The following is a 12,560-nucleotide window of genomic DNA, read 5'->3' as shown; positions in this document are numbered from 1 at the left end:
GGAGCGACATGCGACTCAAGAGCTCGCCCAAGCTGCCCAATTTTCACCGCTGTAGAACGCCGGAGGAGACGCTCGAGCACGTGAGGCCGCTGATGAAGCGCGCGGGGATCACCCGCGTGGCTGACATCACCGGTCTCGACCGCATCGGCCTTCCGGTGTGGAGCTCGGTGGTGCCTCGATCGCGCGACATCCTGTCGGTCTACAACGGCAAGGGGGCGACCCACGAGGGATCCAGGGCCGGCGCCATCATGGAAGCCTTCGAGCGTCAGTCCGGCCTCGGCGGTCGCGGGCCCATGATCCGGGGGTCCTATGCGCGGCTGTCCAGGGAGCGCCGTGCGCTCGACCCGAAGACGATCCTGCTGCCGCTGGTCGAGGGCTACACGCACGAAAAGGAGGCGGCGTGGACCGTGGGGCACGACCTCGCCACGGGCGAGGAGGTCCTGGTGCCGTACGACCTCGCGTGGCTGTTCGCGGAGCTCGACACCGGGCTGCGCAGCTTCGCCGTCAGCTCGAGCAACGGCCTCTCGGCGGGCAACACCTACGAAGAGGCGGTGTCGCAGGCGCTCTGCGAGATCATCGAGCGGGACTCGTGGACCATCGCGGAGGTGCTCTCTCACTGGCTCCCCCGCGCGCACTGGGAGGCCGCGCGCGCCAAGGCCGGCCTGCCGAAGATCGAGTGGGTGGGCAGCACGGAGCAGCCCTTCGACGACGACGGCGACCTCTATCCGGAGCTGGACCCGGCGACGTTCGAGGGGGACCTGAAGAGGGTCTTCGAGATGTTCGCGGCCGCGGGCTTGCCCGCGCGGATCCGCCATGTCTCGTCCGACACGGGGATCCCGGTGATGATCGCGACGGTCGTGGAGGACGTCGCGCCCGCGCTGCCGCGCGCGCACCTGGGCGCGGGGGCGCACCCCGACAGGATCATCGCCGCGACACGCGCCTTGACGGAGGTCGCGCAGAGCCGCGCGGTGGACATCCAGGGCGTGCGCGAGGACATGAGCGAGCCCACCGACGACGTCCCCCCGTTCATGGCGCACACGAGGCGGGTTGCCCGGATCAACCAGAAAAACTGGCTCATCCGGGCCAGCGAGGAGAAGAAGTCGCTGCAGGAGGTCGAGCGCACCAGGAATGAGGACACGCTGGACGACATCAAGCTCATGCTGGACAGGCTCCGCTCCGTCGGTCTCGATACGGCGATCGAGGTCGACCTGACGCATCCGGACCTCGGCGTCCCGGTGACGCGCGTCATCGTGCCGGGCGCCGAGTCATGGGCCGCCGATCACTGTCGCATCGGCAAGCGCGCGACGAAGTACTGGAACGCGAACCGCCTGCGCCGGCCGCGAGGTTTGGACAATGCCCCTCTCTCCTGAGCAGATCGTCATTTTCATCGGCCCGAGCCTGGCGGTGGACGACGCCCGGCGGGTCCTGGAGGCGGACTACCGCCCGCCGATCCGCCGCGGCGACATCGACGCGCTGATGAAGGCGCCGCCCAGGTTGATCGGCGTCATCGACGGGAAGTTCTTTCAGAGCTTCGCCATCTCGCCCAAGGAGCTCCTGACGGCGCTCGACGCCGGCGTCAAGGTCTTCGGCTCCTCGAGCATGGGCGCGCTCCGCGCCGTCGAGCTCCATCCTTACGGCATGATCGGCGTGGGGCGCATCTTCGAGATGTACCACACCGAGGTCCTCACGGCGGAGGACGAGGTGGCCCTCGTCTACGACGCGGACAGCGGGCGGGCGACGTCGGTGCCTCTCGTCAACATACGGATCGCGCTCGAGGGTGCCGTCCGGGAGCAGGTGATCCGTGCCGACACGGAGCGCACGCTGCTGCGGTTGATTCAAGCCGTCTACTTCCCGGATCGGACCTATCCGATGATGCTGAGCCTCGCCGAGGGGAAGGTCCCTGAAGGGGAGCGGCTCGCCCTTGCCGATTACATCAAGACCAGGGCTCCCGACGCGAAGCGGGACGATGCGCTGCTCCTCCTCCGGGAGATCAAGCGCTTTGCCGATGCTGGGTGAACCGCGTGAAGGGGAGAGCAGGACGGAGAGCAGCGAGCCAGTCATGAGCGGCGCCCCTTCCTCCATCCCTTCCGCGCCGTCGGCGCGCGCCGCGCAGCCGTCGGCGCGCGCGTATTTGACGGCGGCGCTGGTCCTCCCGGCAGCCGCGATGGCGACGCTCGTGCCGCACCGGCTCTTGTGGGGCAGACCTCTCCACGAGGGGCTCATCGATCGCGGCGCCTTCGCTTTCCCGGTGGATCTGTCGCGGTGGGCGATCGTCCTCGTGTTCGCGGTCAGCCTGGGCATGCATGAGCTGCTGCACGCCGTGGGGTATGTCGTCTTCGGGCGGGTGCCGTGGCGGCGGATCGAGCTCGTCGTCCGCCTCTCGCAGCTCCTGGTCTTCGTCCGATGTCACGCGCCGCTGAGCCGCCGCGCTTATGTTCGGTCGCTGCTCTTGCCGGCCGTCGTTCTGGGGGTCCTTCCTGCAGTCGTCGGGATCGCCACGGGGCTGGGCTGGCTGACGTTCTACGGGTTCATCCTCCTGGTGATGGCCAGCGGCGACATTCGTGCGCTCTGGCTGACCCGCGGAGGGGTCGGCGGCCCCCCCGGCGCGCCCCCTCGATCACGGTCCCATGCGCTGCCAGGACCCTCCCGGGAGAAGTGAAATTCAAACCGGCGCGGGACGAGGCCCGGCGGGCAGCCGCCGGTGGTAGCATCGCCCCATGGTGACCGAAGAGGAGCTGGCAGAGCAGCGCGTCGGCACGCGGATCGGCCCCTGGACGGTGGAGAGCGTCCTCGGGGTCGGCGGCATGGCGAGCGTCTTCTTTTGCCGCCGGGCGGACGGGTGCGTGGCGGCGCTCAAGGTCCTGCACGCCGAGCTCGCCGAGATCGAGGCGGTGCGGAAGCGGTTCTTGCGCGAGGGGCCGATCGGGAGCGCGCTGGCCGCCGTGGCGCCGCTCTGCGACGGGCTCCCCCAGGTGCTGGAGTCCGGGGCCACCGACGACGGCCTTGTCTACATGGCCATGGAGGTGCTCGAGGGAGAGACCGTGTTCGACCGCATGGCGCGGCACGGGACGCTCCCTGTCGGCCAGGTGCTCGCGCTCGGCGAGCGGGTCCTCGACGTGCTGATCGTGGCGCACGAGCACGGCGTCGTTCACCGCGATCTCAAGCCCGAGAACCTCCACATCGGCAACGACGGGCGCGTGCGGGTGCTGGATTTCGGCCTCGCGCGCGTCCTCGACCCGCTGCTCGAGGACGTCGCCGGGGTGCCGGAGATGACGAAGACCAAGACGGGCGTGTCGATCGGCACCGACGACTACATGGCGCCCGAGCAGGCCCTGGGCCTCATCCACGAGATCGACGGCCGGACGGACCTCTTCGGCCTTGGAGCGACGATGTTCCGGCTGCTCGCGGGCCGCACGATCCACGGCAACCTCGACGACGCGCGCCTGCTCATCGCGGTCGCCACCGAGAAGGCGCCGCCCCTCGCGATGCACGCCCCCACGGCGCCGCCCGGCCTGTGCGCCGTGGTCGACCGCGCCCTCGCCTTCCTCAAGCAGGAGCGATATCCCGACGCGAGGACGATGCGCGCCGATCTCGCCGCCGTGCGCGCCGGCCGCGAGCCGCCTTATGCGACGGCCGCGGCGCGGCAGCCGCGCGGGGCGACGGGGGCGTAGGGACCGGGGGCAGACCGCGCTCCAGGTGGATCCAGAAGGCGGGAAGGCCGGAAGAAAGATCGATGATCTTCGTGCCTTCATGGAACTCTCTCCGGGTCGATGGGCGCTGACGGGCCGGCAGGCAGGTCATCTCTTGCTCAGCGGCCGCGCGATCTGGACGATCTTCTCCCGCGCGAACTTGCACGCCTCGTCGTCGTCCGTGGCGGCGGGCCACAGCAGCTCCATGTACCCGGGCTGGACCTCGAACGGCAGGGGCTTGGTCCGGAGGTGCGGCCTGACGGCGCGGATGTCGTCGGCGACGATCTCGGGCACGGTCGCCAGCATCGCCGTGCCGTCGATCAGCGCGCCCAGGTTGGAGAAGCTCGCGACGGAGCACCGGATCCTCCGCGTCTTGCCGAGCAGGTCCTCCACGAAGCCGCGCAGGTCCCCGTTGTACGAGACGATGACGTGATCGTGCGCGAAGTACTGGGCCTCCGTCAGCTTGCGCAGGCGCGCGTGGCGCGGGTCGTACAGGCAGGTGAAGCCGGTCTTCAAGAGCCGCCGCCGGCGGACGTTCGAAGGCAGATCGTCGGCGACCGTGATCGCCGCGTCGACGCCGCCGGCGAGCGCCGCGCCCACGGTGCGGAACTGCACGGGCACGGCGACGACGCGCATGCGCGGCGCCTCGCGCTCGAGCGCGCGCAAGAGCGGCGGGAGCAGCCACACCTCGGCCGTGTCGGAGAGCCCGAGGCGGAGGGTGCGCTCGCACGTCTTCGCGTCGAAGGTCGGCGGCGCCAGCGCGGCGTCGATCAGGGCGCCGAGGTGCGGCTTCAGCGACGCGCGCAGCCGTTCGCCGCGGCTCGTCAGCGCGACCCCGCGCCCGCTCCGCACGAAGAGCGGCGCGCCGATCGTCGCGGTCAGGCGCCGGAGCGCGGCGCTCACGGCCGGCTGCGTCAGGTACAGCCGGCTCGCCGCCTCCGTGACGCTGCCCGCCTCGGCGACGACGGCGAAGACGCGGAGCAGGTTCAGGTCGAGGTTTCTCCCATAAACGTCAGGCATGTCGAGAATACATACTATTCATTGGAGCAATGAAACGCGAGCGCCTAGGGTGACGGCATGACGACGACGAACACCACCAAGCTCGGCAAAACTGGCCCCTCCGTCTTCCCCCTCGCCCTCGGCTGCATGAGCATGGGCGGGGGCAGCTGGTACGGCGAGAGCGACGAGGCGGAGAGCATCGCGACCATCCACGCGGCGCTCGATCGGGGCGTGAGCCTCCTCGACACCGGCGACTTCTACGGCATGGGCAAGAACGAGATGCTCGTCGGCCGGGCCATCAAGGACCGGCGCGACAAGGCCGTGCTCAGCGTGAAGTACGGCGGCCTGCGCGCGCCCGACGGCACCTTCCTCGGATTCGACGCCCGTCCGATGGCGACGAAGAGCTTCCTCGCCCATAGCCTGTCGCGCCTCGGCGTCGACTACATCGACATCTACCGGCCCGCGCGCCTGGACCCGGCGGTCCCGATCGAGGACACGATCGGCGCCATCGCCGACATGGTGAAGGCGGGCTATGTCCGCCACATCGCCCTCTCCGAGGTGGGCGTGGAGACGATCCGCCGCGCCGCGAAGGTGCACCCGATCGTGGACCTCCAGATCGAGTATGCGCTCGTGAGCCGCGGCCCCGAGGCGACTATCTTTCCCGCGCTCGCCGAGCTCGGCGTCGCGGTCACCGCGTACGGCGTGCTCTCGCGCGGCCTGCTGGCCGGGAGCAAGCCGGCCGGCGCGGGCGACATGCGGGCCCACCTGCCGCGCTTCTCGGGCGACAACGCCCGGAAGAACCAGGCCCTCGTCGACGCCTTCGTTCGCCTCGCAGAGAGGCGCGGCGTCACCCCCGTGCAGCTCGCGATCGCCTGGGTCCGCGCCAAGGGCGCCGCGCAGGGCGTCACGGTGATCCCGACGATGGGCGCGCGCACGCGGAAGCAGCTCGAGGATGCCCTCGCCGGCCTCGAGATCGCGCTTTCGCCCTCCGACCTCGCCGAGCTCGAGGCCGCCGTCCCCGCGGAGGAGATCGCCGGCACCCGCTACCCCGCGCCCATGATGGCGATGCTCGACAGCGAGAAGTGACCTCAGGGCGGCCTCATCGTCGATGCATGGAGGAATTGATCGGGCAACAGCCATCTGCGGCCTGTGATCTCAGGGCCTTGGAGAGGAAGATCCATGAAACTGTACTTCAGCCGAAACTTGAATCCACGGGTCGCCGTCGCCGTGGCGCGCCACCTCGATGCACCTGTGGAATACGTCCACGCGGCTCCTCTCGACCCGTCGCAGCGGGAGAAGTTTCGAGCGCTGAATCCGAACCTGCGCGTGCCCATCCTGGTCGAGGGGGACCAGTCGCTCTGGGAGACAGACGCGATCGCGTGCCGCCTCTCGCAGCTCACGGGCTCGGACTTCTGGCGCACGGGCACCGCGCAACCGGAGATGATCCGCTGGTTGAGCTGGGGCACGCACAACTTCGTCGCCGCGTGCGACAAGGTCCATTTCGAGCGGGTGACGAAGCAGCGCTACGGGCTCGGTCCCATCCGCGACGACCTCGTGGCGGAGGGGCTTTCGGGGTTTGCCGAAGCGGCGACGCTGCTCGAACAGGTCCTGAGCGGCAGGGACTGGCTCGTCGGGAGCGCGGCTTCGTATGCAGACTTTCGCGTGGCGTCGGTGCTTCCGTTCGCGGATCTCGCCGGCCTGCCGCTCTCGGACTACCCGCGCGTCGCGGCCTGGCACGCGCGCCTGTGGCAGCTCGACGCCTGGCGCGATCCGTTCGCGGGGCTCGATGCCCCGGAGCTCCCGGAGGTTCCGCGCTTCGATGCCGCCGGTCGGCGCGGGTGAGCAGGTCAGCCGTAGGCGACCAGCCATCGCCATGGGCGCGACCCCTCGCCGCTCTCGCCGGGGTCGACGCCGTCGCTGGATGATGTCTCGAGCGCCGAACGAGCTCCCCGACACGAGCTCATCGTGTCTTCGCGACCACGGCGAGAAGGGTGTCGAGATCGATCGGCTTCTTGAGCAGCGCACACACGTCCAGGGTGGCTGCTCTGGCTTCCAGTGAGTCGACGCCCGACAGGATCGCCACCGGGATGTCCGCCAGCGCGGGCTCCCGTCGCTTGAGCGCGAGAAACTCCCAGCCGTTGATCTCCGGCATCATGAGATCGAGCAGGATGATGCTCGGGCGGAGGCCGCGGCGGAGCAGATCCAGCGCCACCGCGCCGTTCTCCGCGCAGACGACCTCGTAGCCGCATGCCTGCAAGAGCTCTTCCACGACGGAGCGAAACCCGCCGTCGTCATCGACGATCATGACACCGTCGTCATGATCATCCTGCGGGCTCATCGGGACCTCCAGCCGGCAGAGACACCTCGGTCGGCAGAGCGTGGCAGCGCCGGCGCAGGGGGAGCTCCACGATGAAGGCAGCCCCCGCGCCGAGCTCGCTCTCGACCCGGATCGAGCCATCATGGGCGTTCACGATCCGGCGGCTGATGTACAGCCCCAGGCCGAGGCCGCCGTAGTGCTGCGCCGAGACGCCTCGCTCGAAGCGTTCGAAGATGTACGGCGCGCAGCTCGCATCGATCCCGATGCCGCGATCGGCGACGACCAGCCTGGCCACCTCGCCCTCGGCCGCGACGCTGATCTCGATCGGCTTGCCCCTCCCATACTTGATGGCGTTCAGCACCAGGTTCGTCACCACCTGCTCCAGACGGGCCCTGTCCCACATGCCCACCACGGGAGCGTCCGCCCGCCAACTCACTGTACTTCCTGCCTGCTTCAGCTCCACGTCGAAGTGCTCCACGACCTCCTGCGAAAGCGCCCGGAGATCGACGTCTCCCAGCTTCAGATCGAGCTTGCCTGCCTGGATCCGAGCCACGTTGAGCAGATCCTCGATGAGCCTGACGAGCCGCTGGCACTGCCGCTCGGCCATCCTGGCCAGCTTCGTCGCGCCGGCGGGGAGCGTCGTCGCCTCGCGCATCAAGCCTTGCACGGCGAGCTTCAGGCCCGCGATGGGGGTATAGAGCTCATGTGAGGCGATCGACAGGAAGTCGTCGCGCATCCGCACCGCTGCTTCGGCGGCGGTCCGAGCCCTCTGCTCGTGCTCCAGGACCAGGGCGCGCTCCGCCTCGATCTTCTTCCGCTCCGTGATGTCCGTGGAGATGCCGCCCACCGCGTACGGGACGCCGGCGACGTCGCGCAGAGGGAACTTGATGGTGAGATAGGTGTGCACGCCGTCGTCCTCGGGCATCACCTCTTCGTCTTTCAGCGCCGTCCCAGCGAGGAGCGCCCGCCGGTCGAAAGCGCGAAGCGCCTCGGCGTGCTCCCGAGGGAACACGTCATCGTCGCTCTTGCCCACGATGGCCTCGCGAGCGACGCCGAACAGCTCCTCGAAGCGGCGGTTGACGAGGAGGTAGCGCCCGTCGATGTCCTTGACGGCGACGATGGCCGTCGAGCTGTCGACGATGGCGCGCAGGAGCTCCTGGCTCGTGCGCAACGCCTCCTCCGCGCACCTGCACTCCTCCGCGACCTTCCGCAGCGCCGCCTCCGTCCGCTCGTGCTCGGCGATCTTCTGCCTGAGCTGGGCGTTGGCATGGCGCAGGTCGGCGGTGCGCTCGGCGACCTGCTGCTCCAGCCGCTCTTTTGCCCGGGCCTCTTCTGTCAGGCGAGCATCGAGGGCGAAGATGGATTTCAAGTCCATCTCGATCACGTCGCGACACTGCTGCATGAGCGCCTGGTAGGCCTTGCTGTAATGGTTCGCGCGGTCATCCAGCACGCAGATGGTTCCGAAGATATCCCCCGTGGGCCAGGTGATCGGGAAGCCGAGATAGGATATCAACCCGAGCTCGATGTCCGGATTCGACTTCCACTGCTCGTCTTTCAGGGCGTCAGGGATCAGCAGCGGCGTTCGGGTCTTCATCACGCTCTCGCAGTAGAGCCCGGAGCCGAGGCGCGCTCGTTCGTTGGGCGCGAAAGGGTTCCCCTTCGACTCGCTGGAGACGCAGACGACCATCTCCGGCGGCTCGATTCTCATGATCAGAGCGGCCGGGACGCGCAGGATCTCCGCGAGGAGATCGGTCATCTCCTGCCACTTGCGAGCGATGTCCGTCGGGATGTCGGTCGCGACCGTGCTCGACTGGGTTGTTCGGCCGCTCCCCGGGGGAGGGCTCTTCGTCCCGAGATCGTCCGCACGTTGCTCCGGCGGGCAGCCCGGGGCGGCCTTATGCGGCCCGAGGCCCGCGCGCTCAGCGCGCTCCGCGGGCTCGCCCGGCCCCGGGTGGCGGGCGTGCTCGACAGCGAGCGCGCCTGGCTCCGTGTGATCGTCGGGTCCGGTACGCATGCTCCCCCACGATGAGGAATCGTGCGAAGGGCCATCAGGTTGTCAAGCAATCCACAATGACGCTGACCGACCCCCCAGCGATCCGGCAACGTACGCGCCCCGGACCTGGTGACGTCACGCTGGCCGGCCCGTCGCCGCTCGGGCGAGCGCGGCGGCTCCCGGGTGTCCGGACGGTGAAAATGGGGCGAAGCCGGCGGATCGCCTCCTGGGGCTCGGCGAACAGCCGGGCGCTGTCGAGCGCGACAAGGAGCATCGTCGGGTGCCGGGCGCACCACGACTTTACGTGTAGCACAACAGCTCATGCCGGCGCCCAGGTTGTCCCGCTTGACGCCTGTAAGAGGCCACGCAGATCCGTGGAGCGCAGCGCGAACTCGGGTCGCCCTGCGCTGAGCCGCCCTCCCAGGTGCGCAGATTGCGTCTTCCACCGGCCGCAGATCCCTGTAGAATTATCCATGTGCGGGCAGTTCGGGGGCATGGCCGCAGTCGACGGGCACGCTGGGATCTGGGCAGACCAGCTACGACGGCAGTAGCCGGGCTACCCTTCGGTCGGCTCGACAACAGAGAGGTTCACTCCTCTTGCAAACTCTGCGTTCGAAGGTTGTGTAACGAACCCAACAACAAGGAATGAGCGTGATGTCTGCGAGACTGCTGCATGGACCTCCCCCCTCGGCGTCACGCCGATGGGGTCGAGTCCTTCTGATGGCCAATACCGTTGCTTTTTCGTTCCTTGGTTGCGTCTACGACAGCGAACAGCCCTGTGGACCTGGCCAGACCATCAGGGCCGAGTCGGAGTACTTGGAGGTCTGCGTCTGCGCCGAGGGTCATGCTGCAACGACGGCGGGCTGCGTGCGCTGTGGCGAGAACGAAGAGGTCGGGCCAAGCGGCTGTGTCTGCGAAGCCGGATACGGCCGCGCCGACGCCACGGCGTCCTGCACGGCATGTGGCGAGAATGAGGTGACCGGAGCGACAGGGGCGTGCGAATGCGCCGCCGGGTTCAGCAGGGCGTCCGCCGAGGCGCCATGCACCGCGACCCCGGCCGGCCTGGCTGCGGCATGCGACACCGCGACGATGCCTTGCCCCGAAGCCACGTACAACACCTGTCACGCCGTCTCGGGGACCAGCGGCTACTGCACCAGCCAGGGATGCGAGGGCTCTGCCGACTGCGCGGATGGATACATGTGCGACCTCACGGTCACCCCATCCTACTGTCGCCGACCGCCGATCGGCGCGGGGAAGCCCTGCACCAGCGACGCGGATTGCGCAGGAACCGAGGCCACGTACTGCAATATCCATCTGACGCAAAAGTGTCAGGTCCAAGGCTGCACGCTCTCGCCGAACAATTGCTTCACCGGCACCGTGTGCTGCGACTTGACCGCCTACGGAGTCGAGCAATATCAGTGCGTCGCGGAAGGGAGCTGCGCCAATTGAGAACGCGATCCGTTGCACTCCGCGGCGTGCCCATTCACCTTGCCTTCGCCGTATCCTCCGCGCTGTTGCTCGGGTCGTCGTTCGCGGCGGCACAAGCAGCTCCGGCGCCTGCGGAGGCCACGGGGCCAGCGGCCCCCTCCGGACCAGCGCCGTCACCGGACGCCTCGGGCGCCGTTGGATCTCCGGAGCCAGCGTCTCCGGCGCAACCTGCCGCGAGCGCGCAGCCGGGCGCGGCAAACACACCTTCGCCGGCGGCCAGCCCGGCTTCGAGCGCCGCGGCGCCTCGACCAGAGGCAGGGGCTACCGGCCCGGTCGACGCGGGCGCCGCGCTGGGAGCCGGCGGAGAATCGGTCGCTCAAGCGTTGGCCGGCGAGGTAGTCGCGGAGGAGCTCACCTCCGAAGAGACCAAGATCAGCGTCTACGGCTTCGCTGATTTCACCTTCGCCACGCTGCTCAGCGACGAGAAGACATCCGGGGCCTCGAGCGGAGTGGGCCCGAACCCGACGTTCTACATCGGCAATCTCAACGTCTACCTCGACTCGAACCTGGGCAAGAAGTTCCGCTCCTTGATCGAGCTCCGATTCACTTACCTGCCCGACGGGGCAATCGTGACCGACCCGGCGACGTTCCAGAGCACCCGTATCAGCGCTGCCTTCCCAGACTACACCGACTTCTCTCGGGCGAAGAAGGTGGGAGGGGTGATCATCGAGCGCGCATGGCTTGAATACGCTGCCCATCCTCTCTTCAACGTCCGGCTCGGACAGTGGCTTACCCCGTATGGGATCTGGAACGTGGACCACGGGACACCTGTCATCCTGAGCGTCACGCGACCCTATGTCGTTGGCTCCGAGTGGCTGCCCCAGCGACAAACCGGCATCGAAGCGTATGGAAGTCATGGCATCAATGACACGCAGGCAGGGTACCACCTTACGTTGTCGAATGGCCGCGGCCCGGTCGATAGCTACATGGATCTGGACAAGAACAAGGCAGTTGGCTGGCGTCTCTGGCTACGGCAAGACACTCCGTTCGGCAACTTCGCCGTCGGCACATCGGGCTACAAGGGCCGCTACACCGACGCCGAGCAGGTCACGACGCTGGAGAACGGCACGCCCGCTACCAGCTTCCCGATCACCTCGAGCTACGACGAGCTCGGCCTGGCCGCAGATCTCAAGTACACCTGGGGCGGATTCTTGTTCCAGACCGAGTACATCATGCATGATGTACGCTACGACGACGACCACCGGCCTGCTGGCTTTGCCCCAGGGACATGGACCCCTGACAACCGTGCCTGGGGCGTTTACTTTCAAACCGGTTATCGATTGCCCTGGTACGGCATCATGCCCTGGTTCGGCTTCGAATACGACCGCCTGGGCAAATCCAGCTTCGTGTACGAGGCGTGCGATATCGTCGGCGGCTTGAACATACGCCCCACCGAGAATGTCGTGCTGAAGCTCGTCGGTGTGCATGTATGGATGCCCTACCTGAAAGAGAAGAGCTTCGACTTTGATCAGTTCGTCACGCAGGCCGCGTGGAGTTTCTAGCATGATCGCTCGAAGAACCCTCTTGACATCGTGCGCATGGGTGTTCGCGGCGGTGGTCACGGCAGCGCCGGAGGAGACGTACGGCGCGGGAGACGTGGGACCTCTGGCGATCGTCGTTTCGAAGAGCTTCCCCGCGGAAGGGATCTCGTTTGGAGATCTGAAGCGCGCGTACATGGGCAGCCAGGTCATGGTGAACGGGAAGCTGCTGGTGCCCGTCACCTATCCCAGGGTCGCTCCAGAGCGCATCGCTTTCGACCAGGCGGTCCTCGGCATGTCACCCGAGGAGGTTGGTCTCTACTGGATCGATCGCAAGATTCGTGGCCAACCCGGTCCGCCGAAAGGCGTGTCGAACGCGGCTACGGTCGTCTGGATCGTGGGCAGGGTGGACGGAGCCATCGGGTTCGTTCGCGCATCTGCAGCGGGGAATGACGTCAAGGTGCTTCGCGTCGACGGCAAGCTGCCCCGCGATCCGGGGTATCGTCTCTAGTTCATCGATTTCATCGATCCAGCGCGATGAAGCCGCCAACGAGCAAGCGCGGCGTGCTCGGCTCGTCCAGCCACGCCCATGCGAG

11 protein-coding genes are annotated in these 12,560 nt (G+C 68.0%); 8 read left to right on the top strand and 3 right to left on the bottom strand.

Annotated features, from left to right (window positions below):
- Positions 1-8: 8 nt before the first annotated feature.
- Genes WMF12_RS06140 through WMF12_RS06125 form a run of 4 tightly spaced genes read left to right on the top strand, consistent with a single transcriptional unit; the run spans position 9 to position 3,671 of the window.
- Entirely contained in the window at positions 9-1,370 is a 1,362-nt protein-coding gene (locus WMF12_RS06140; RefSeq protein WP_437868433.1) for a YcaO-like family protein, read from the top strand.
- The gene (locus tag WMF12_RS06135; protein WP_437868432.1) at positions 1,354-2,016 is read left to right on the top strand and encodes a TfuA-related McrA-glycine thioamidation protein; all 663 of its coding nucleotides are present in this window, start codon (positions 1,354-1,356) and stop codon (positions 2,014-2,016) included. Before WMF12_RS06140 ends, WMF12_RS06135 begins: the two co-directional genes overlap by 17 nt.
- 43 nt (positions 2,017-2,059) lie before the next feature.
- Positions 2,060-2,659 (top strand): DUF3267 domain-containing protein, encoded by a 600-nt coding sequence (locus WMF12_RS06130; protein ID WP_437868431.1) that lies wholly within the window; start codon positions 2,060-2,062, stop codon positions 2,657-2,659.
- A 58-nt stretch (positions 2,660-2,717) separates the two neighbouring features.
- Positions 2,718-3,671 (top strand): serine/threonine-protein kinase, encoded by a 954-nt coding sequence (locus WMF12_RS06125; protein WP_437868430.1) that lies wholly within the window; start codon positions 2,718-2,720, stop codon positions 3,669-3,671.
- A 126-nt stretch (positions 3,672-3,797) separates the two neighbouring features.
- Here the strand turns inward: WMF12_RS06125 and WMF12_RS06120 are convergent, their stop codons facing one another.
- Positions 3,798-4,709 carry a LysR family transcriptional regulator gene (locus WMF12_RS06120; RefSeq protein ID WP_437868429.1) on the bottom strand — a complete coding sequence of 304 codons (912 nt, stop codon included), beginning with the start codon at positions 4,707-4,709 and terminating at the stop codon, positions 3,798-3,800.
- Positions 4,710-4,766: 57 nt separating this feature from the next.
- Between WMF12_RS06120 and WMF12_RS06115 the strand changes: the two genes are divergently transcribed.
- Positions 4,767-5,774 (top strand): aldo/keto reductase, encoded by a 1,008-nt coding sequence (locus WMF12_RS06115; RefSeq protein ID WP_437868428.1) that lies wholly within the window; start codon positions 4,767-4,769, stop codon positions 5,772-5,774.
- Between the two features lie 93 nt (positions 5,775-5,867).
- Positions 5,868-6,530 carry a glutathione S-transferase family protein gene (locus tag WMF12_RS06110; protein WP_437744684.1) on the top strand — a complete coding sequence of 221 codons (663 nt, stop codon included), beginning with the start codon at positions 5,868-5,870 and terminating at the stop codon, positions 6,528-6,530.
- A gap of 118 nt (positions 6,531-6,648) precedes the next feature.
- Here the strand turns inward: WMF12_RS06110 and WMF12_RS06105 are convergent, their stop codons facing one another.
- Both WMF12_RS06105 and WMF12_RS06100 read right to left on the bottom strand, forming a co-directional pair.
- Positions 6,649-7,026, bottom strand: coding sequence for a response regulator (locus WMF12_RS06105; protein ID WP_437868427.1), 378 nt, complete (start codon positions 7,024-7,026; stop codon positions 6,649-6,651).
- Positions 7,010-9,019 carry an ATP-binding protein gene (locus WMF12_RS06100; RefSeq protein ID WP_437868426.1) on the bottom strand — a complete coding sequence of 670 codons (2,010 nt, stop codon included), beginning with the start codon at positions 9,017-9,019 and terminating at the stop codon, positions 7,010-7,012. Before WMF12_RS06100 ends, WMF12_RS06105 begins: the two co-directional genes overlap by 17 nt.
- 1,454 nt (positions 9,020-10,473) lie before the next feature.
- Between WMF12_RS06100 and WMF12_RS06095 the strand changes: the two genes are divergently transcribed.
- Both WMF12_RS06095 and WMF12_RS06090 read left to right on the top strand, forming a co-directional pair.
- Positions 10,474-11,988, top strand: coding sequence for a hypothetical protein (locus WMF12_RS06095; RefSeq protein ID WP_437868425.1), 1,515 nt, complete (start codon positions 10,474-10,476; stop codon positions 11,986-11,988).
- A 1-nt stretch (position 11,989) separates the two neighbouring features.
- Entirely contained in the window at positions 11,990-12,475 is a 486-nt protein-coding gene (locus WMF12_RS06090) for a hypothetical protein (RefSeq protein ID WP_437868424.1), read from the top strand.
- The last annotated feature ends 85 nt before the right edge of the window (positions 12,476-12,560 follow it).

Source organism: Sorangium sp. So ce363 (assembly GCF_051520435.1).
Taxonomy (GTDB): Bacteria; Myxococcota_A; Polyangia; order Polyangiales; family Polyangiaceae; genus Sorangium; species Sorangium cellulosum_B.
Note: the sequence above shows the minus strand (reverse complement) of the source record. Positions and strands in the feature narration are given on the sequence as shown.